Here is a 22,026-nt window from a genome sequence, read left to right on the forward strand (position 1 = left end):
CGATTATATTTTTTCGTTTATTTAATATTAATAAAAAGAAACCCAATTAATTTATAAAACTTAAATAATATGGAAATAATCGTTGGGGGCGATTATTTTGCCGGTAATAAGATAAACTGTTGCCGTTTCAAATAAACGGAATGGTGTTTTTTCCACTTTACTTCAGCAAATTAAAAACTTTAGGCGATGCATTTGTGTGAAATAGGCGACTATTCTGATTGTCTCGATAAAATAACAAGTATATAAAATACTTGATATCTTATAAAGCGATCATTTTTAAGGTATTTTGAGTGTTTTCAAAAGTATCATTGAAAAATACTTTTCGTAATTGTTTACGCTATCAATTACGGCTTCTTTTAGGGTTCTTTTCACCTCCATATAAATTAGAATAACGCATTCCAGCAATGCTTCGCACCATTCCTTCATTAAAAACCAAACCCCTTTTTTTAATTGAAATTTTCAAAAAGGGGTTTAGCCGCAAAAATCTTTTTTGTGAAAAAAATATCAAAAATATGGGTTAATTATTTGCAGTTTATGACAGACCGTTACTGTATCCCCTCTTGTTTCTTAGCAAAATTGACAAAAAATAGGTATGTAAAGCAACTTCGCCTTTACATACCTATTATCATCTATTCATTTTTATCTTTATTCTTCCGAAATAAAATGATTGATGAATGAAAATGTCCCATCGTTCTATTTTCTCCTGCGCAAATAAGTGACACCGATGACGATAAGAATAATTATCACCCCAACAGTGAGAAGCGCTATCCCTTTCTCTTCACCTGTTTTCGGATAGAACCAATGTCCTGATGCAGTTGATTTGTTAGGAGGATAGATTGGATTAGGAACCTTTTTGTTCTCAGCAATTACTTTAAGCTGTGTTGGTTTGCCGCTATGAGCTGCAGAAATCGTGAACTCGATAGGGGTTTCTGACAATTGATAGCCAGTCGGTGCTTTGGTTTCCTTGAATGCATAGTTTCCAGGTGCCAGCTTATTCACATCCAATTTCCCAGCAGCATTTGTTTTAAGACCTTCCTGTAAAACTCTCTGATCTTTATCTAGCAATTGGAATTCAGCATCTGCCAGAGCCTTATTCTTATTATCCGCATCAACTTTCGTTAATTCGACTTTTCCTTGGTAGTTGATAAATTTATCGCTTGCCAAAATTTCTTTGGGTTGTCCCTTTTCTTTCTCTTTGATCGTAAAATCAACGGGCGTCGTATTCACGATATAACCTGTTGGTGCCTTGGTTTCAACGAATTGATAGTCACCTGGGGCTAATTGATCTACCTTGATTTCGCCTTTGGCATCGGTGGTCAAATCTTTTTTAACCATTTTACCGGCCTTGGTTCGCAACTCAAAGATGGCACCTGATAATCCTTTGCCTTCTTCATTGGTCTTGATTATCTTCGCTGAACCTTGGTAATTAATTAACGGATCTTTGATTGTAGCAGTCTGTTTACCATCCTCCGTCGATTGCTTGATCGTGAATGGTACTTCTGTTGAATTGATAACATAGCCGGCTGGTGCTTTGACTTCCTTAAATACATAATCACCAGGAGCTAAGCCTTCCACAACAACTTCACCAGCTTTATTCGATGTAATCGTTTCGCCAACTCGATTCCTTTCACTATCCAGAACCTCAAATTCAGCACCTTTTAGTGGTTGTCCGTCAATATCTTGCTTGATCAACTTCGCTGAACCTTGATAATTAATAAATGGTTCTTTTGGCATAACAACTGTTGGCTGACCTTCTGCTGTGCCACTGATAATAAAGTCTATCTGCGTTTCATTAATGATATAGCCATTTGGCGCTACTTTTTCCTTCAGATGATAGTCACCTGGGGCTAATCCAGCTAGAGTCAGCACTCCTGAACCATCAGTGGTTCCTTGTCTTTCTGGAATCGTTGAATCGCCTTTGTATAGATCAAACTCAGCACCCTTCAATCGTTTGCCATCTTTAGATTCTTTGACCATTTGGAAGGTTCCTTTGTAGTTGTTGAATGGTTCATTATGGTTTGCTAGGACCGTTTTAGGTTCGCCTGAAGCATCTCCTGATATTTCAAATGGAATCTTTGTACTATTGACCAAGTAACCTTCCGGTGCTTCTGTCTCAACTAAATTGTACGTACCAGGTTTTAGCTTATTGAACGTAACAATCCCATCAGATCCAGTTATCTTAGAATCTCCAACTTGATTGCCATCAGCATCTTCCACGATAAATGTTGCTCCAGCTAATCCCTGATCAGAATCTGATCGATCAAAGGCGACTTTTTTCAGTTGGACGGAACCTTGATAGTTAATAAAAACTTTGCCTTCATTGGCTTTCACCTGTTGTGGTTCGTCCTTAGCACTCGTTGGAATCTCAAATGGTACTGGATCAGTATTAATGATATAACCGTCTGGTGCCTTTTGTTCTATAAATGAGTACCTGCCTGGCGCTAATCCATCAACGCTAACCGCACCATCTTTATCACTTGGTGAGAGTGTATTGCCAATTTTCGTTCCATTCGCATCTACAACATCAAAGACTGCACCGGCTAATGGTGTTCCATTAGCATCTGACTTCTTCAGTACAGCAGAACCCTTGTAGTCAATAAAGTCATCACCACTTAAAGCCTCGACTACTGATGGTTTGCCTGGCGCTTTTGATGCGATCGTAAATGGAATCTTCCTTGTATTGATCAGGTAGCCGTCTGGCGCTTTGACTTCAACAAAGTTGTAACTGCCGGGTGCTAGTCCAGTTGCTGTGACATAACCTTCTTGGTCTGAATAGTTTGCTTCTCCTACGACTTCATCTTGATCGTCACGAACTTCAAATTTTGCATTCTTCAACGGTTTATTCTCATCATCCGTTTTACGGAAGCGAGCGGAGCCTTGGTAGTTTACGAAGTTATCACTTGCGATCACTACGGCTGGTTTACCTTCGGATGTTTCATTGATCGTAAATGGAACGGGTGTTGTATTGATCAGGTAGCCTGTTGGTGCTTTGATTTCAACGAATTGATAATCGCCAGGCTCAAGATCTTTAATAGTGACTTCGCCATTTTCATCGGTCTTCAAGTTTTCCTTCACTGTTTGACCAGCAGTCGTTTGAACTTCAAAGAGGGCATCTGATAATAATTTTCCAGACTCCGCTTTCTTCGTTAATTTCGCTGTGCCTTGATAATTTTCAAAGTCTCCTAAATCTACTGTTGCAGGTTCTCCTTTTTGTGGATAGATCGTGAATTTGTGTTCGGTCGTATCACGAATATACCCTGTTGGCGCTTTGGTTTCTTTCAAAACGTAATCGCCCGCACTTAAACCCTTAGCATAGAATTCACCAGAACTATCTGTCTTGATGGTTGTTTGCGTAGCACCTTCTTTATCTGTTGTTTCGATTGGTGTACTTAAATCCTCCGATTTGAAAAGTTCGTATTCCGCTCCAGCAAGTTTTTTATCACCAGTGACTTTTCTTCCTTTAATAGAAGCTTGATAGTTCTCTAGGTCTAATTTCATACCGTTGACTTGCTGATTATCAACCACAAAGTAAATCGGCTGACTGCTGATTACATAGTTTGATGCCGTCTGAGTTTCGACTAATTTGTAGCTGCCGTCCTCTAACGCCAAATTACTTAAATCAATTGTTCCGTCGGATTCTGGTTTCAAAGCGTCTTTGACTAATTTTCCATCTGTTGAACCATCATCGATGTATAATGCAAAAACAACTTGTGACAAGTCTAAATTGCCAGATATTTCACCATCGGTTTTCATCAGCTCAATTTCTTTACGAGCATTATGGAAATCTCCAGCATCAACAACATAGGTGCCGTCTTCGATCTTATTGGTATGATTTTGTCCATCGGTCATTGGCATTGTTGCTGGTACACGATCTGGAATGACGAAAGTTAATGGGAATGTGTTTAAGAGATACCCATTTGGTGCCGCAGTTTCCTTCACGTAATACGTTCCTGGTGCCAAGTCAGTAAACTCGACCATCCCTTTTGCATTTGAGATTACCTTAAGTGGATTTGCATCGCTGAAATCAGCTTTCTTATAAAGTGAGAACGCTGCTCCAGCAAGATCTACTGTTTTTGAATCGTCATTAATGTCATTTCCGACCTTATGAAGGCGAATCATGCCACGATAATTCTTCACTTTATCTGCAAGCTTCACAACTGTTGGCTGACCTTTACTTTCGGTTGGAATCTCAAAAGCTAAGTTGTCGCTAGTCATGATGTACTTGCCATCGTTCCCTTTGTCAGGAGCTTCTGTCTCCACGAACCGATAGCTGCCGGGGGCTAAACCAGTCACGCGAACAAGTCCGTCCTCATTTGACGTTGCTGTTTTACCGGCCACATCATTTCCTTGATCATCAACGACTTTAAATTTCGCACCTGCTAATCCTTTGCCGCCACCATCTGTCTTCGTTAATTCTACGATTCCTTGGTAGTTGATAAAATGATCCTGCACTGTCACCACCGCAGGTCGTCCATCCGCACTTTTGGGTACGGTCACCGGGACTGTTGTTGTATTCAGCAGATACCCTGATGGTGCAGCGACTTCCTTGAAGGTGTAATCACCTGGTGCCAGATTATTGAAGACAACTTCCCCGTTTCCGTTTGCAGTCACTATACCACCAACTGGACGAGACTCACTGTCTAGCAATTGGAACTTCGCACCAGCTAATGGACGATCATCGCTATCTGTTTTAATCAGCTTGACTGACCCTTGATAATCGATGAAATCATCAGGGATCGTGACTGTTTGCGGCTGACCATTCGCTGAATTTGAAATCGTAAAGTGAATCACTTTATTATTGATCAAATACCCTGCTGGCGCTTTGGTTTCTTTGATCGTGTAATCGCCGGGTGCTAGTTTATTGATCGTTACTTTTCCGTCTGCTCCCGAAACACCGGTTCCGACTGCTTTATTGTCATTATCATAAACAGTGAATTCCGCAGCTCTCAACGGCTGGTTGTCTTTATCGACTTTCGTTAACTCGACCGCACCTAGATAGTTGCGCAAAGTCATTTTACCACCAGGTGCTGTTTGATCATTTGTCGTTACAACTGTCGGTTTTCCAGCCGCATTGGTTGGAATCGTAAATTTGATTTTTTGAGTATTCACTAAATAGTTGTTGCTGTTTGAAACTTCTTGGAAATAATAATTACCTGGTGCCAAATCAGTGATCGTCACATTTCCGTCAGTGTCTGATTTGAGACTATCCGTCGTCACCTTTTCTGGTGTAGCAGCATCTGTGTAAACATCAAAAGTAGCGCCTGATAGTTTACTGAATCCATCGCCTGAAGCATTCTCTGCCTCCTTATAGAGCTGTGCCGATCCTTTGAAGTTGACGTTCGCATCACCAGTGATTGGGATATCATACACAGGCGGATCACTTTCAGCTTGAGTCTGTACGACAAAAGGTATTTCCTTCGTATTCAAGAGATAGCCGTTTGGTGCAGCTTTTTCCACAAACTTATAGTTTCCTGGGGATAACTCAAAAGCACGCACATTTCCATCTAATGCATCCGAAGTGAAGAAGCCATCGCTGCTTGCACCATTAGCAGAATCCGTCACGGGAACCCATTGACCACTCCGTTGCATCATTAATTGATACTTGGCTCCACCTAATCCCTGTCCACTGGCGTCAATTTTTTGGAAACGAACCCCTTCTTTGTAGTTTTTAAACGGTGTTTTTTCGTCTACGACTAATTTTTGCTCAGCATTGTCAATGGTAATTGCACTGTTGTCTTCGCTGTTTGACAAGGGTGTTGTAAAACGAACCAATTGTTGATTGATCAAATAGCCATCTGGCGCTTGTGTTTCTTTAATCGCATACGTTGTTCCTGGTGCTAAATTCGTGAAAGTAAAGTACCCTTCTGAATTTGACGTCACGGTATCGCCAATCGATGTCTTCCCATCGGCGGTATACAGTTGGAAACGCGCACCAGCAAGCGGTGTCTCTTTTCCTTTACTAAAGTCACGTCCATCGACTTTTTTAAATCGAGCAGAGCCCTGATAATCAATCAATGCTTGACCATCATTTAGCTGAATTGTTGTTGGTGCTTGGTTACCAGTAGAAACTGGATCAATCGCAAAGGTAAATTCCTTACTATTAGAATAGTAACCAGTTGGCGCAGCACTTTCCTTCAATTTGTATTTTCCTGGTGCTAAATTCGTTAGATTCAGTTGTCCATTACTATTGGTAACATAAGTGCTCTGATCACCAAAATCACTGTAGTCATTTGAATTTATATTCGCACGTTGCAGATTGAATTTGGCACCAGCTAGATTTTTACCCGATTCATCGGTTTTCTTCAACACAGCTGAACCTTGATAGTCCTTCATTTCTAATACACCGTTAGAGACCGGCTGATTATTCACAAAGACACTACGAGAATTATCCGCATTTTTCTTTATTTCAAAATTGATAAATGTTTGATTGATTTGATATCCATCAGGAGCAATCACTTCTTGAATGCGGTATTGACCATCCCCCAAGCCAGAGAGATCCACTCCCTGATTTGTAGGTTCGAGTAATTTGAGAAGGGTGTAGTTTGGCGCAGCACTGGTCCCGCTATTTATAAACAAATTGAATAGCCCGCCAGCAATGTTTCGTCCAGCGTTATTTTTTTTGTTAAAGAGTACCTTTACAGGCTCATTCTCAATCTGAGTAATCGGGGCATCGCTGCTGGTACTTACCGAAACTTTCTTCCCATTTAATAAATCGGGTGAAATCGTATAGCCGTCCGGTGCCGAAACTTCTTTAACGTAATATTCATAAGTCGAGCTTGTTGCAATCAAGTTCCCAAAGGTCACTCTTCCTTGACTATCTGTCGTTGCCTGATAGAGAATATCAGTCTTATTCGTTTTTGTATTTTTTCTTAAAAGCTGTAATACCGCTCCTTTAACAATACTGCTATTTTTATCTACTTTTTGAATGTTGATCTTGCCTTTTGAGCCATAAGCCGTACCACTTGAATCTTGAATAGTGACCGTGATGTTTTTCTGTGTATCTTTGCCCGGCAATTCTTTTCCTTCACTTGAGATCGACGCACTATTCGTCACCGACTCCGTTTTTGAAGTGAAGTTGGGCTCAGTATCATAGGTTAAAACATATGGTTTTTCGATCACTCCAGTTAAATAGCCGCCCTCATTATTAGGATCTGATTTTTCTTTTATACCAGACATATCTACCGTAAAGCTCTGCTGACCCGTTTCTGGATCAGTGGTCACTACGACCTTGTATTGATCAGCTGGAACCTCTTGATCCGGTTGGACTGTCGTCGAGCTTCCAGAGCCTGCATATTTTCCAGTATACAATTTAAAGCTTTCTTGCAAGATTTGATTTGAACTTGGTGTATCTTGTATTTTTACATTCGATAGCAACGATTGATTAGGATTAATATCTAGACTCCAATTAATTAGTCCTGTTTGTGTATTGTACTTACCATCCTTCACTGCCGATTGTCCGCCAAATGCAATAGACACGGAAGCAGGAAGTTGTTGTTCGACACCATCAATTTTCACAAATGCAGTATTGGCATACGTGGATTGATTGTACACGATTTTGTCTTTTAATGACGTTTTGAATTGAATTCGGAAAACCATTGGCGTACCAGTAACGTCCCATCCTGGGATATAGTTTCCGTTGTCACCAATCTGCATTTCTAATGTGCCTTGCTCATTTTCACCAGTTGGCTGCGGATCGATTATTTTTACATAGGATTTATCTTTCTGATTGCCACTATAATTACTATCTGTGGTTGGCTGGAAATTTCCGCTCTGATTTATCGTTCCACGTGTGAGCGTCAATGAATCTGGTTCGTAGACTTGATTCCCTGTAATTGGGTCTCTGAAATGGAATGCTGACATGCCTAGATCATTATAGTTTGTAACAATTGTCCAAGTAATCTCCTTGGTTGCTGGATTGTAGCTGCCGGATTTCATCCCTTGATTGACTTCTTGAGTACTCGTTTTAAAATCGGTTGAACTAGAGGAATCATACGGTTTTCCATTATTTGTAAAATTGCCCTTCATCGTATTTTGATAATCAACACTGGTATTCGGATTTGGGACATCGTCTCGGAATTGATTATAGGCAATGTAGTATTCCATCTGGAATTGGTGATTCGTTTGCTTATACCCATTCTGGAATTTCACGGTAAAATTCGTATACCCTTTTCTATCTGCTGTTACGTTTACAGTGACAACATAATCAGCAGTAGCGACATCACCAATCGTGCCAATATCTTCACCATTCGTGCCTAACAATTGAAAGGCTCCAGTCAATATTTTATTTCTATCGGAAACATCACGAATGATTACGCCTGCATCGTCGTTGCCATTAGGACTCTTTACCTTCACTGGTACGCTGATATATCCTTCTTGAGAGTGCTCCATCGTATCAGTGAACAGGGCATTATCCATTTCGTACTTGTTCTTATTAATATCTATTAAGTAGCGAGCAGTCTTTGTACCAACATCAATGGTCGGTTTATTTTTGATCACGACCTGTTGACTCGGTGTGTAATGATTGCTTGTTGTTGGCGGTAAATTATCGGTTTTTGCTTGGTTGCTAACCACTACAGGATCACTGGCTGATCCTGAAACAATCTTATTTACCTTCGTTTTATAGTCGATATTGATTGCCTTGCCTGCTTGAACATTATTTTTAAACGTAATGGTAAAAGGATTCGTCGTGGTATCGATAGTGTAATCAGCTGGATCAAGGGGGGTTCCTCTTACTGGATTCCCCTTGCTATCAAAGGTAACAGTATAGACATTAAAACTATCCGGAACGATATCCATATTCGTATAAGTGTCAGAGATAATCGTGTCATCGGCTAATTCCTTTTGTCCATAATTGTAACGAATCTGCCAGCTGTATACTTGTCCAATGCGATCATAACCAGTTTGTGCCTTTTCCAATGCTTTTTTATAATTCAAGGTTACTGAAGCTGAGGCATTCAAATCGGTCGAATCTGCTTTTAAGTTCACATTGTTCGTTGCTGTCACTTGTCCGCCATTTACCGGCTTCGCTGAATCCTTGATCGTCGTGGAATAGACGATACGATAAGGTCTATCTAGCTTTGTTTTAAATTGGATCGAGCCATCGTTTCCAACTGTATAGGTATTTGGATCCACTGGTGTTTGCCCGATTCCTGTTACATTCCCGTTAAAATCAACATTCAAAGGATAAATAGTGACTGCTCCCGTATCTGCTTGATTGAATGTCACTTGATCTGGAAACTGTTCTGTTATTGAGGGATTTGTCAATTCCGAAAAATCTTTATTGAAATCGACAGTCCAAGTCACCTTACTTGGATTATTCGGTGTATCGGTGTGTCCCGCTTTGCTGATAGAAGTCCCCACAGTCGGTTTGATAGTAATTGTTGCCGGCGGAATATTCGTTTTACTTGGATAAACAATCGTTGTTTTCCCGGGTTGAGTAATTACTTGTGTGTCAAAGTGAACATCAGCTGTAACCGATCCATTCTCTGGCGGCAAAAACGCTTCCCCTTCTTGCTTAGTGAAGGTGATCCGTAATTTTTGGGTCGCAGCGTCAAAAACATAGGTTCCGTAAATCAAACCATCGCTATCTGTCAGATTTCCATGAGGAGATGGTGGAGTAATTGATAATCCGTGTGGAAAATCCATCTCATAATAATCTCCAGGAACCATTTCTGTTCGAACAGCCTCTGGAATTTCGAAGTCTAAATGAAAATCAACTGTCGAATGGATCGTCGGAGGATTAGGAGTAAAATTCAAATTGCTGTCTGTCACGAAGTTGTCGCCCGGTGCAAACTGTGCAAACAAATCATCAATTGGTCCAGCAGCTCGTGGAACTTCTGCTGCTTTTGCTTGTTCTTTGACCGTAGTTGCTTTCTTCACCGATTCCTTTGAACGATCCTTCGTTGATTGTTTTTCTTCAGTTGTCATTTCTTGTGATGCATCGCTCTCTGAAGTCTCATAGCTAGAATCCTTTTCTGATTCTGATTTAACCGTTGACTCATTGGTATTATCGCTAGATTCCTTCACATCAGGCAGAGATAATTGAAAAATCTTTTTATCGTTTTGATAAAAATCAGTCGTTTTATCTGGTCCGCGAGCAATCGTTCCTAAGAGAATCAAGCGAAAATGATTTTCCCCTTTAGACAATTTGTTAAAGTTCAATGTATACTCTGTACGCGTTCCCGTTGCGTCGACTGTATACTTGCCGATTGGTGCCTTTTGTTCATTCAAAATGACCTTCTCTTCCTTATTGTCTTCCGGTATGAAAGATTTAGTCATTTCAAATCTCACTGGCTGGTCATTTTCTGCAGAGCTAGTGATCACGCCTGCTAAATTCATTGAGTATTGGTCCTTACTAATATCTTTGTCAATAAATTCACTAACTTTGTCAAAGGACAAAGTATTTGTATTTTCAATAGATTTATCCGTACTCTCAGTTTTCTCAGGTATCAGAGTTGAATCGGTCGATATGCTGCTTTGTGGATCGTTTGATATCGAGCTGATCGTTGAACCCTCACTAGTCGGAATATTTGTCGTTTCCTCTGTAGTATCAACGGCGACACCTATCACTGGCGAAGCAAAACTCCCCAGTAAGCTGAGCAGCATGACGGTGTTGATCCATTTTTTCATACCATCCCCACCTTTCAAATTCTTTAATCAACATTTGTGAATCTTAAATCATAAATAGATAACTAGTATTCACATTATGCGATTATTATTTTTTCTTTACAAATAATAGCTCTTGAATTCATCAATAAAATGTCTCTTAGTCCGATAAAATGAGTCCGTACAAATATTACTATTTATCAATTCACTTCCTAAACGTTTTATTTTACGATATAGAAACTATGGACACTCTTTTTAATCCTTCCCACACTATTTCTTTCGCAATCATCAAGATTTAATTCTCATTCCGACTAATTCAATATCGTTCAGTCAATAACCCCTTTTCCTAAATTTTTTTTGCTATTTTGAAGAAATAGTTTCGACATTTTGGCAAAAAGTCATTTACAATACAATCGTTTTTTGTTTATAATAATTTTAAATAAGAGGAGATCGAGTTCAGTTTTTCCAGATTTCCTTTTATCAATTAAGAGAAAGCTTTCTCAATATTAATCAGGAGGGTACATTCATGTCATTAATTGGAAAACAAGTTGAAGAGTTTCAAGCGCAAGCCTATCGTCAAGGAAAATTTATCGAGGTTTCTGAAGAAGTTTTACAAGGCAAATGGTCGATCGTTTGTTTTTATCCAGCCGATTTTACGTTCGTTTGTCCAACAGAATTAGAGGATTTACAAGACCAATATGAAAAATTACAGGAGTTAGGCGTAGAAGTTTATTCTTGTTCGACTGACACTCATTTTACTCACAAAGCATGGCATGACACTTCAGATGCTATCGGAAAAATTAATTACACGATGATCGGTGATCCTTCTCATCATATCTCTCGTATCTTTGATGTTTTAGATGAAGAATCAGGTTTAGCACAACGCGGAACCTTTATTATCGATCCAGATGGAATCGTACAGGCAATGGAAATCAACGCAGACGGCATTGGTCGTGATGCCAGCAGCTTGATCGATAAGATCCGTGCTGCGCAATATGTTCGCACACATCCAGGTGAAGTTTGTCCTGCTAAATGGAAAGAAGACGGCGAAACGCTAAAACCAAGTTTTGACTTAGTCGGCAAGATTTAAGGAGCGCATATGTTAGATAACGAAACGAAAGAACAACTGCAGCAATATCTAGCTTTATTAGAATCAGAAATCGTCTTTTCTGCTAGTTTAGACGAATCTGATGATTCAAAAAAAGTAGAAGATTTTCTGACCGAAGTGGCAGAAATGGACGCTAAAATTTCTATTGAAGCAAAAAAACTGAAGCGTACACCAAGTTTTGAAATCAACAAACAAGGTGCAGAGTCTAGTGGAATCATTTTCGCTGGCTTACCGATGGGGCATGAATTTACTTCATTTATTCTCGCTTTGCTGCAAGTTGGCGGACGAGCACCGAAAATTGAAGACAATATGATTCAACAGATCAAATCCATCGATCGTACATTGACTTTTGAAACGTATGTCAGTTTGACTTGCCATAACTGTCCGGATGTCGTTCAAGCATTGAACATCATGTCTGTGATTAATCCAAAAATTTCTCACACAATGATCGAAGGCGGTATGTACCAAGCTGAAATCGATGAAAAACAAGTAATGGCCGTTCCTACTGTTTTTCTAAACGATGAAGAATTCGATAGCGGCCGAATGACAATCGAACAAATCGTCGAAAAAGTCAGCGGTCCAATGAGCGCAGATGAATTCGCCGACAAAGAAACCTTTGATGTTCTAGTGATCGGCGGCGGACCTGCTGGTGCAAGTTCAGCTATCTATGCTGCTCGTAAAGGGATCAAAACTGGAATGGTCGTAGAAACTTTTGGTGGTCAGGTGCTGGAAACGTTAGGTATCGAAAACGTGATTGGCACACCTTACGTGGAAGGTCCGCAATTAATGCGCCAAGTAGAGGAACATGTGAAGCAATACGACGTAGACATCATGAAAGGACAACGTGCCAAATCAATCCAAAAAAATGACTTGATTGAAGTTGAATTGGAAAATGGTGCGCAACTGAAAGCGAAAACTGCGATCTTATCCACTGGTGCACGCTGGCGGGCAATCAATGTTCCTGGAGAAAAAGAATTCAAGAACAAAGGGATCGCTTATTGCCCACACTGCGACGGACCTTTATTCAAAGATAAAGAAGTTGTTGTCGTTGGCGGCGGAAACTCTGGTATTGAAGCGGCGATCGATTTAGCCGGTTTGGCTAAGCATATTTATGTTTTGGAATTTCTACCAGAACTGAAAGCCGATCAAGTCTTACAAAAGAAACTTTATTCGCTTTCCAATGTCACAGTAATTACGAATGCCGCAACAAAAGAGATCACTGGTTCATCGCACGTAGAAGCTTTGACTTATACCGATCGCCTTACAAATGAAGAACATACACTGAATGTCGAAGGTGTCTTCATTTTGATCGGATTAATGCCAAATACTGAATGGTTATCCGACACAGTAGCTTTGAGTGATCGCGGGGAAATTCTTACCGACAAGCATGGAGCGACCAATGTAGAAGGGATTTTTGCGGCGGGCGACTGTACTGACAGTGCCTATAAGCAAATCATCATCTCTATGGGGGCAGGTGCTACTGCCGCTCTAGGAGCCTTTGATTATTTGATTCGTCAAACATAAAAATAATCCCTATTCAGTTCTTCTATTTAATAGAAGGAAACTGGATAGGGATTTTCTCTTTATGCTTTTGCATGAGACAGTCATGCGACTTATCCATTATGCAAGACTTTCTTTCTGTAGATCCAAATATAGTAAAAAGCTGGACATTTTTTTCGAAGTCACTCTGCGAACTTCTCGTGGAATAAATTGATGGATCTCATCTTCATTGTAGCCAACCTGAAATCTTGTTTCATCAAAAAGAATTGGGCGTCTCAATAAACTTGGATGTTCTTCGATTACCTCCACCAATTCACTCAATGATAATTCATCAAAATCAATGGCTAATTTTTCATAAACTTTAGAACGTGTTGAAATGATTTCATCCGTTCCTGTTTCAGTTTTCGAAAGAATTTCCGTAATTTCTTCTTTTGTTAAAGGCTTCGACATAATATTTCTTTCTTCAAAAGCCAATCCATTTTCTTTTAACCAAGCCTTAGCCTTTCGACATGAGGTACAACTTGCTGACGTATACAATTTAATCATTTTACATACACCTTTCTGTTCTTTCATTTAAATTAATAACATGAGTTATTCTACACATCTAACGATACAACAATTTTATAGACTTGTTAAATAAATCATTAGCAAAAGTCTCCTAAAAAGACACTTAAACCCTTCAATACCGTTCTTTTTATAACATAAAATGATAATTATTAAGGAGGAGTTGTCTATGCCAATTTGAGTAAATCATCGAGTTATCAAGCTTTTAAAGGCCTAAAGGTTGATAACTGTATAACAGGTTTAATGTTTTACCTGCGTAGATTATCAATAATTTCTCTAGAAAAAACAAAAATGGTTGTGAATAAATTATCATAAAAATTATATTTTCGATGAAATTTCGGTTCACTTTCTTTATTCCTAGATAAAATAAAAACTTACTAACAAAATCTGGTGATTTCTCTGATACAAAAGAATCGACGAGGCTTTTTAGCAATTTTAAAATCTATTTAGACAATAGAAAAAGTTGACTAAGAAGGTTTTCCTAGTCAACTACTCTTTTATCCTCTCGTTTTTCCGCCAGCAATATTAATAGTGACGCCACTGATATAGCTAGCGCGATCTGACAACAAATAGGACACCAGATCAGCAACCTCATTTAGTCTTCCACTACGGCCTAGCGGAATGGTCTTTGCACTAGAATACCCACTGCGCAGCTCCTCCACCGATAGATTTCGAGTATAGGCTAAAGCCGTCTCATACTCTATCGTTCGAAGCCCCGTCTCCTCCAAAATACCCGGCGCCACTCCGACAACTCTAATTCCATAGCGTCCCCACTCCTTTGCCCAAGATCGAGTAAAACTATTGACCGCTGCTTTCGTAGCTGCATAGACACTCTGGCCCTCAGAACCTTCTAACCCAGCTTCTGAAGAAACGTTCAAAATCACGCCGCTCTTTTTAGTGATCAACACTCTACTTACCGCCTGTGATGCTAAAAAGACACCTTTTTGATTGACGCTAACCATCTTGTCAAAATAAGCTTCAGTCATTTCTTTTTTTTCAGCTGCTAGAATACTATCTACCATTAACGCTGGTAAATTTATTCCAGCATTATTTACTAGAGCGTCAATCGTCTGCCATTTTTTTAAAGCAATCGTCACCATTTCTTCTATTTCGGTTTTCGATCCTATATCTGTTTGAACAAAGAGCAAATTTTCATGGTTGAAGTCCCCATTTTTAAGATCTGCATTAGTAACATATGCTCCTTGATCTAATAAATTTTTGACAATTGCTAGTCCAATACCAGAGGAACCACCAGTCACAATCACACTCTTTCCTGAAAGCTCCAGCCAATCGGGCATCCTTCTCACTCCTTTTTTCTATATCGACTGCCATCTTTTGATAACCACCTCAAGTGTTTCATCTGACCCAAAAATGTTTTGAAATATCTGATTCAACTCATGTTTTGCAAATTCAAGATAATGCGCCTGATAGCCTGTCTCTGCATAATAAAATTCGTTTGCGTCCGGTATCAATAGCAACGTCTGTTCAAGTAAGTCTGGCTGACTTCCTAATTTTCCACTGTATAGAAAAGAGTTAATTGTTTCCTCTTTAGGCAAGATTAGACAAAGAATTCTTGTTATCGACTCTTTTTCTAGATAGAAGGCCAAACTGCGCATATCTTTTTCTAGATAGTCAGAATAGAAATAATAATCCAATCCAATCATTATACCACCTCCAGTTTCCCAGCAGCCTTCAAGAGAGTCAAAAATCTCTGTAAACTCTCATTCCAAAAGAACCAATCATGTCCTCCTGCCCATGATTCAAACTGCAACTCTAATCGATTCTTAGCCTGTTGATTAAACCATTGATTGCTGTGAAAAAATGCATCCTCTGTCCCACAAGTGAGATAATAAAATGTCTCAGGAACTGAACGTGTAGTCTCTAGTAGATTGGCGAGATTTCGATCACTTCTTTCGAACATTTCGAATGTACCAAAAACAAATTCGTATCTTCTTTGATTCCAGACCTTCGTCTGCTGTTCTTGATTCCGCATACTGTCAAGAATATTCAGGTCACCAGAAAAACTGCCGATTGCAATATATTCTTTAGGATGAAGTAGGCCTTCGCGACAAGCACCATATCCTCCCATAGATAATCCCGCTAAAATCTTTTGATGATTTTTTACTCCGAACTGAGTTTCTAAAAAAAGAGGGAGTTCTTTAAAAATATGATTTTGACAAGGCTCTTTTCCTTTGACGTTGCGATAATAATTTAACCCTCCTTCAGGCAAGACGAAAAAAACATTTTGTTCTGTTGCATACCGTTCTAATGGTGTCCTACGCACCCATTTGGTATGATCATCTCCGCCGCCATGCAGCAAATAAATGGGCTTTAAGTGCTGAAGCGGCCGATCCACATACTTAGGTGTTACTAAGATGAAATCAGCCGCGCGTTGCAATGTGAGCGAGTAAAAACTAATCGTTAAAATCCCCATTTGTCTATCTCCTCTAGAAAAGCCCAATCAATGAACCTAAAATCGAAACTGCCAAAATCAAAAGAACTACTTTTGAAGCAGACAGCTTTGCTTTAGTCATCAAGAAGTAAACAAGGAAGAAGGCACTGATGGGTAATAATCCTGGCAGGATTGAATCCAAAGTCTCTTGCAGGACAAAAGTTCCTGCTTTAAAACTAGAATTCAGTGTAATCAAATTGGAAGACAGGCAGCCAATCATGAAGAGACCCACGATATTTGCGCCATCTACCGCTTCTTTTAATAGACCTGATGACAAAACGTTCTTCACTGAGTTCTTTCCATATTTATAGCCGATGCGATTGAAAACATGTCCTTCAAAATACATAAAAACAGCTAACACCATCATTAATATTGGTGCCCAGATACTGCCTTTTACTGCAATACTGGCACAGCCTGCGGTCACTAAAGTATAGATGGTTGCCAGATCAATCGTATCCCCAATTCCTGCTAGAGTCCCCATCAATCCTGTCTTATAGCTTGTTATCAGTTCGGCTGGAATCTTCTCTTCCTTCGCCTTTTCTTCTTCCATCGCGACAACACTACCAAAAATCAACGATCCCCATGTAGCTTCGGTATTAAAGAAAATCAAATGTCGTTTCAAAGAATCACGCAAATCATCGTCATTCGGATATAGCTTACGCAAAATTGGTGCCATACTGGCACAATAAGCAATCGCCTGCATACGTTCATAGTTCGCGCTGATTTCTGATAACATCCACCATCTCAAATAGGCATAATCGAGATCACGTTTACTAATCACTGCAGGTTTCTCTACTTCTGTTTTAGACATTCGGCTCGCCCTCCCTTAATTCTCGTTTCAAGAAGATAATGATACATGCGATTGAGATAGCTAAAATAATCGACACTAAAACATTCAATTGAGAGACCACCGTCACGAAATAGCCAATAATAAAGAATGGAATATACTGTTTTTTCCCGATCATAATCATGATCATCGCAAACCCAATCGCCGGTAGAATTCCTCCCGCGACCTCCAAACCACCCATCAGCCATTCGGGAATAATAGCCAACACTGGTTTGACGACATTCTCTCCGAAAATATTGACTAGAAACACAGGAGTAAAAAATAGTACAAAGTTCGTGAGCATTGGCCAAGTAAAAGCACTTCGCCATAAGCCCTTCAAATCAACTGCTTCAGCACTCTCATCAGCCATTTTGACAAAACGGATATTGACGATTTTTTTTAAGTTGTACAGAAATGCTCCCAGCATAGCTACAGGAATAGCCAATGTTAACGCAACTTCTGTCGACATCCCTGTTTTCAGCGCGATCGGAATAATACAAGCTGCCGCAATATTTTCATCTGATGGCAATTGTCCACCCGGTGCAATGACTCCTAAAAAAATTAATTTGATACTACCGGCTAAAATAATTCCTGTTGTGATATCACCGTAGATTAATCCAGCAAATAACCCCATAGCAAAAGGTGTTCCTAATCCCATCCATAAGGTATAACCAAAGTATCCATTCGCGATCCAATAAAGAAATCCCATCACGAAAGCCATTAATAATGTTTGAAAATCCATGGTCTTACCTCCTTTCTTAGTTAAAACAAATCCTTAATCGATGCTAACTTGAGACTTTTATCATCAGGTGTAGAAGAAAAGCTGACCTGTGTCCCCATTTGTTCAACTTCTACTAGTCGCTCAAAATCTGCCTGATCTAAATAGACTCCACTAAAAACTAACTTACGTCCCGCTTCACTGGGAACACCGCCAACTACCATTTCTCGTAAAACATGACCCTTTTTAACAAACCGATGGCCCGTCGAAATATCTTTAAACAATAAGAAAATGGTCTCCTCATTCTGTGCCAGATAACTTTCCACTTCTTGCTCATTTAATATTTCTAGAATCAATCCTTGCGGTGCGGCCATTTTATAGATTTCTGCCATGAAATCATCTTCTGACAGCAGATTATCAACGATGACGACCTTTTTCGCAGGATAATAACGCAGCCATTTGGTGATTACCTGTCCATGAATTAAACGAAAATCAATCCTGCACATCACGATATTTTCCATCATGCTCGCTCCTCCTTTAACAAATCTGACGTTAATTTGATCCCTTCTTTGCCCTCCTTAACCACCACATTTGCTAATTCATCTAATTCCATTGTCTGCCTTTCCATCACACAAGTAATCAACATAGCCATATTTAATCCAGAGATCGTTCGAACCTTGCTGTGTTTGTTTTCCAACATGGATAGATTAGAGGGAGTTCCGCCATAAAGATCAGAAAAGATGATCACACCATTTAGCTCCTCCATTTCTTTTACCATTTGATTCATCAGGGAAATAAACTGATCCGCCTTTTGTTCTCGTTGCAAGGAACAGGCCTCTATCCATGGTATGTTCCCTAAAATAAACTCCGCACTTTTGATAATTTCTTCCCCATACCTCCCGTGTGTTGCCACGATGATCCCTATCATATGTTCTCCGCTCCTTCCTTCATTCTTAATAAACGCAAGTTTCGTGCCAAAAAAAGCTGAGGATCAAAAGCAGCACAATTTTGGCCCTCAGCTTATAAATTCGTATAAACAGTGGGTTTTCACTGCTTAATTTTACAAGAGATTCAATAATAAATTGAGCTCTTTCGCATGAACTCTTACATTGTATTTTCCTTCAATTACACTTAGCTTTTTCTTTACGATCTGACCTTGTATGCTATTACACTTTTCCGAAGGAGCATTACACTTTTGTTGCTCATTTTCTAATAAGAGTCGTTCAATCATAATAGAGACATGCATTAACAGTATTTTTTTCTCAGATGACGTATAAACCTTTCCGAACTCCAGCTCAATCGCAGTAATAAATTCCTGGACATCATCAATTAATTTCGCAGGGTTCAAAATCGTCAATTGTTCGATCAGATTTCGCAACGTAAACTCTTTAGTGATACGGTCAAGAATTTGCTGAAGCTGTCCTTCCGTAATCTGATTCTTATAAAAGCTGCGAAGAGCCTGCTCACCTTTATCGTTAATGAGTTCCTGCAAAGTGATTCCTTCTTGTGAAGTTTGATTTTTTGAAGTTGTGATTAACAGAATTCGTTTGTATTTTTCTTTCAGCCGTTTCATTTCTTCGGGTTGCGTCAAGGTTCGAAAATCACTGCACTGATAGACAACACCTTCATTAACAAAGCATTTTTTCAATACCTTACTAATTTTGTATGCACTTCCCTTTCCTGTTGAGCAGGCGACGATAACCAAACTATTTTTTTCTTTGGAAGGTACATATTTAGAGATGACTTGAACATTTTCTTCTAAATGCTGAAGTGTTTCTTCAATAGATTTTTTTTGTAAGATCAGATTGGCTGCTTCTAAAGCAACTTGTGAGGTGATATTGTTCATGATAGCTATTTCTCCACTGACTTCCTCTTGAATATCATCGATAATCTCAATCAATGAACCCATGTCCACTAAAACTAAAATTCCTTTCGATGTATCGATATTTTTCAAACTTTTGCGCAACTTACGCAATACTTGATCTTTGGTTGCATTATACGGCATGTCGATGCCTTCAAAAATATATTGGCTATAGGCTTGATTGACTAGACTAGCAATACTTGAAGCGGTAGAAACGCCATGAGATATGATTACTAAAAATGGCAATTGCTGATTTGCAGTGGCATGATAATAAAAATAAAAGAATGCGACCAATAAGAAATAATCGCCTAATGATTCAATGTCTAAATGGATCCGAATCATTTCGACAAACACTTTAGACATTTTGTAAATTTTATAATAATTGCGTTTAATTACTCTAAGTCCTTTTCGATGATTCTCTATTTCTAGATGGTCAATTAGGTGATGATCGACCTGCGACAGCATCTTTGAGAAAAAGAGGACGTGACGTTTACTAAATTTAAACCCATAATTCAATTCAAGATATTCCAAAATATTGCCAATTGGTGAGTGAAAAATGATCATATTATGCGGACTTTCTTCAAACTTCTCAATGTCCTTCATTAATTCCAAAATCATTTCTCGAACTTCTCTTTGATTGTTCTCTAACGTATTTTGCTTAATTAATAAACTAATTAGTTCTTCAAGTTTCTTTTCTGGAAAAGCTTTTAGCTTATCCAGAGGCTGCTCATACCTATGAGTGCTGCTGCTTTCGATCAAAATATCCTTAGGGACAAACCTGTAGTTCGTACGATGAATTCGATAAGCATTGGGAACCTCCTGCGTACTGACTCTTAACTGTTCGCCCGCTTGATCATGAACTGCTCGTGCCAATGACACTCGAATGATATTCTTTAATGTTCCAATATTTCCTTTACCATCAAACATAATCAATAAATTGTATAAATTGCTGGAAATCTCTACATTTTGTCCAATAGCTTGACACTCTTTAGCAAAAAGCTGGTAGATAATGCGGTAGCGTTCTTCAACTGGACGCTCGGCATATCTAGGTAAATTGAGCAACAAGGGAATACGCCGGATAAACGTTTCTAATAATACGGACGAAAGTTCTGTGGTAGCAAAAATCAACCGTACATCCACTTCTCGTTCCTTTTGAGAGCCTAAACTTGAAATCACACCTTTGTCTAAATAACGAAACAGCTTTTCCTGTCCAACTGGCGACAGACGATGAACCTCATCTAGAAAAAGATAGCCTCCATTAGCCTCATCAAAAATTCCTGTTCTATTCGTATCAGCTCCTGTAAAACTCCCCTTTGTATAGCCGAAAAGTGCGGCTGATAGAAGTTCTTCGTTTCTAGCGTAATCCGCACAATTCAACGTTTTAAATGGCGCGTCCTCAGCTATTTGATTTGTGCTGACAGCATAATTAAATACCCGTTCTGCTAAAAAGCTTTTCCCAACTCCGCTTTCACCCAAGATCAATAAAGGCAATCCCTTAGGTGGATAGGTTACCGAACTTTTGCAACTGATAATTTGCTTTAACAAACTGCCGTCATATCCAATCACATCTGAAAAACAATGATCTTCTACTTTAGGCTCTCGTAATTGATAGGAAATGGGGTACTTATCATTCTTCTCTAAAAGTCCTTCACGAACCAATTCATTCAATAGTTTACTGACAGTTGGTCGCGGAATCTCAAGTTCCTGAGTAAGCTGCTTAGTTGTAAAAGTCTGCTTTTTCTCGTAGAAAAAAGCCGTGAGCCGTTCCTTATTTGTATCAGCTTTCATAAACAAACACCTCCCCTTTGTACGTATTCATCTTTAATTATACAGCACTGCGTTGAAGAAATTTGGTACTTTTTTTCATCGTACTAATTAACACGAATACACCCGCGATGTTGTTCGCGGGTGTTTGTCTAGAGTTTCTTTGCATGATGTTGAAACGAAGGAATCATAAATGCTAATTTCTATCCATTAGAAACAATTCTATTGATTGCTTCATTATTTTGAATGCGATCCAACAGCTCTGGGTTGAGCCGATACCCTTTTCCCCACAGGGTTTGGATGGCTTTATTCGCCAGACTCGTGTTTTCAAACTTGGATTTGATGCGAGTGATCGTACTGGAAAGGGAGGCAAGATGAGACTTATTGACCTCTTCATTCCAGATTTGATGACAGATCGTCTCACGTGTCACCACACTGCTGCCCGCATGGATCAGGATCGATAGAATCTTCATTTCCGTTTGAGATAAATGATGGATGACTTCTAAATATTGATAATTCTCTTCTGGGTTCGGTCGTTTCTCCCGCAGCGCACTTGGCCGAATAAGCGAGACCTTATCGGATAATTGGATAAACTTTCTATTCTCAAAGGTATCATCGGTTTGCTGAG

The 22,026-nt window shown here is 39.3% G+C and carries 13 protein-coding genes; 2 read left to right on the forward strand and 11 right to left on the reverse strand.

The window, feature by feature from the left end; all coding sequences use genetic code 11:
- Nucleotides 1-693: 693 nt before the first annotated feature.
- Entirely contained in the window at nucleotides 694-10,629 is a 9,936-nt protein-coding gene (locus JZO85_RS21720; protein WP_207110617.1) for a SpaA isopeptide-forming pilin-related protein, read from the reverse strand.
- A gap of 502 nt (nucleotides 10,630-11,131) precedes the next feature.
- On the opposite strand from JZO85_RS21720, the gene ahpC reads away from it, so the two are divergent.
- The gene (gene ahpC, locus JZO85_RS21725) at nucleotides 11,132-11,695 is read left to right on the forward strand and encodes an alkyl hydroperoxide reductase subunit C (RefSeq protein WP_207110618.1); all 564 of its coding nucleotides are present in this window, start codon (nucleotides 11,132-11,134) and stop codon (nucleotides 11,693-11,695) included.
- A 9-nt stretch (nucleotides 11,696-11,704) separates the two neighbouring features.
- On the forward strand, nucleotides 11,705-13,237 hold the full coding sequence (ahpF, locus tag JZO85_RS21730) for an alkyl hydroperoxide reductase subunit F (protein ID WP_207110619.1): 1,533 nt from the start codon (nucleotides 11,705-11,707) through the stop codon (nucleotides 13,235-13,237).
- A gap of 96 nt (nucleotides 13,238-13,333) precedes the next feature.
- On the opposite strand, the gene spx is transcribed toward ahpF, so the two are convergent.
- The 10 genes from spx to JZO85_RS21780 all read right to left on the reverse strand — a co-directional run.
- Nucleotides 13,334-13,759, reverse strand: a complete 426-nt coding sequence (gene spx / locus JZO85_RS21735) for a transcriptional regulator Spx (RefSeq protein WP_207110620.1) — start codon at nucleotides 13,757-13,759, stop codon at nucleotides 13,334-13,336.
- A gap of 515 nt (nucleotides 13,760-14,274) precedes the next feature.
- A complete protein-coding gene (locus tag JZO85_RS21740) occupies nucleotides 14,275-15,075 on the reverse strand; it encodes an SDR family oxidoreductase (RefSeq protein WP_207110621.1) in 801 nt (266 codons plus the stop codon).
- Nucleotides 15,076-15,093: 18 nt separating this feature from the next.
- Complete coding sequence (locus JZO85_RS21745; RefSeq protein WP_207110622.1) at nucleotides 15,094-15,441, reverse strand: hypothetical protein; 348 nt, start codon at nucleotides 15,439-15,441, stop codon at nucleotides 15,094-15,096.
- Nucleotides 15,441-16,211 carry an alpha/beta hydrolase gene (locus JZO85_RS21750; RefSeq protein WP_207110623.1) on the reverse strand — a complete coding sequence of 257 codons (771 nt, stop codon included), beginning with the start codon at nucleotides 16,209-16,211 and terminating at the stop codon, nucleotides 15,441-15,443. The genes JZO85_RS21745 and JZO85_RS21750 overlap by 1 nt, the downstream gene beginning before the upstream one ends.
- A 13-nt stretch (nucleotides 16,212-16,224) precedes the next feature.
- A complete protein-coding gene (locus tag JZO85_RS21755) occupies nucleotides 16,225-17,040 on the reverse strand; it encodes a PTS system mannose/fructose/sorbose family transporter subunit IID (RefSeq protein ID WP_207110624.1) in 816 nt (271 codons plus the stop codon).
- Nucleotides 17,033-17,797, reverse strand: coding sequence for a PTS mannose/fructose/sorbose/N-acetylgalactosamine transporter subunit IIC (locus tag JZO85_RS21760; RefSeq protein WP_207110625.1), 765 nt, complete (start codon nucleotides 17,795-17,797; stop codon nucleotides 17,033-17,035). The genes JZO85_RS21755 and JZO85_RS21760 overlap by 8 nt, the downstream gene beginning before the upstream one ends.
- Nucleotides 17,798-17,817: 20 nt before the next feature.
- Nucleotides 17,818-18,297: a PTS sugar transporter subunit IIB gene (locus tag JZO85_RS21765; RefSeq protein WP_207110626.1), complete on the reverse strand. Its 480-nt coding sequence runs from the start codon at nucleotides 18,295-18,297 to the stop codon at nucleotides 17,818-17,820.
- Nucleotides 18,294-18,701 carry a PTS sugar transporter subunit IIA gene (locus JZO85_RS21770; RefSeq protein ID WP_207110627.1) on the reverse strand — a complete coding sequence of 136 codons (408 nt, stop codon included), beginning with the start codon at nucleotides 18,699-18,701 and terminating at the stop codon, nucleotides 18,294-18,296. The genes JZO85_RS21765 and JZO85_RS21770 overlap by 4 nt, the downstream gene beginning before the upstream one ends.
- Before the next feature lie 132 nt (nucleotides 18,702-18,833).
- Nucleotides 18,834-21,422 carry a sigma 54-interacting transcriptional regulator gene (locus tag JZO85_RS21775; protein ID WP_207110628.1) on the reverse strand — a complete coding sequence of 863 codons (2,589 nt, stop codon included), beginning with the start codon at nucleotides 21,420-21,422 and terminating at the stop codon, nucleotides 18,834-18,836.
- Nucleotides 21,423-21,601: 179 nt separating this feature from the next.
- Nucleotides 21,602-22,026, reverse strand: a 425-nt coding sequence (locus JZO85_RS21780) for a helix-turn-helix domain-containing protein (RefSeq protein ID WP_207110629.1), incomplete at its 5' end; no start/stop codon positions are given.

Source organism: Candidatus Enterococcus murrayae, from assembly GCF_017315985.1.
GTDB classification, from domain to species: Bacteria; Bacillota; Bacilli; order Lactobacillales; family Enterococcaceae; genus Enterococcus_A; species Enterococcus_A murrayae.

What these genes read in the sequence shown, in the direction of transcription:
- JZO85_RS21745 (WP_207110622.1), bottom strand. Translation starts at nt 15,441, where the DNA reads ATGATTGGATTGGATTATTATTTCTATTCTGACTATCTAGAAAAAGAT.
- JZO85_RS21760 (WP_207110625.1), bottom strand. Translation starts at nt 17,797, where the DNA reads ATGGATTTTCAAACATTATTAATGGCTTTCGTGATGGGATTTCTTTAT.
- JZO85_RS21775 (WP_207110628.1), bottom strand. Translation starts at nt 21,422, where the DNA reads ATGAAAGCTGATACAAATAAGGAACGGCTCACGGCTTTTTTCTACGAG.
- spx (WP_207110620.1), bottom strand. Translation starts at nt 13,759, where the DNA reads ATGATTAAATTGTATACGTCAGCAAGTTGTACCTCATGTCGAAAGGCT.
- JZO85_RS21750 (WP_207110623.1), bottom strand. Translation starts at nt 16,211, where the DNA reads ATGGGGATTTTAACGATTAGTTTTTACTCGCTCACATTGCAACGCGCG.
- ahpC (WP_207110618.1), top strand. Translation starts at nt 11,132, where the DNA reads ATGTCATTAATTGGAAAACAAGTTGAAGAGTTTCAAGCGCAAGCCTAT.
- JZO85_RS21740 (WP_207110621.1), bottom strand. Translation starts at nt 15,075, where the DNA reads ATGCCCGATTGGCTGGAGCTTTCAGGAAAGAGTGTGATTGTGACTGGT.
- JZO85_RS21765 (WP_207110626.1), bottom strand. Translation starts at nt 18,297, where the DNA reads ATGATGGAAAATATCGTGATGTGCAGGATTGATTTTCGTTTAATTCAT.
- JZO85_RS21770 (WP_207110627.1), bottom strand. Translation starts at nt 18,701, where the DNA reads ATGATAGGGATCATCGTGGCAACACACGGGAGGTATGGGGAAGAAATT.
- JZO85_RS21755 (WP_207110624.1), bottom strand. Translation starts at nt 17,040, where the DNA reads ATGTCTAAAACAGAAGTAGAGAAACCTGCAGTGATTAGTAAACGTGAT.
- ahpF (WP_207110619.1), top strand. Translation starts at nt 11,705, where the DNA reads ATGTTAGATAACGAAACGAAAGAACAACTGCAGCAATATCTAGCTTTA.
- JZO85_RS21720 (WP_207110617.1), bottom strand. Translation starts at nt 10,629, where the DNA reads ATGAAAAAATGGATCAACACCGTCATGCTGCTCAGCTTACTGGGGAGT.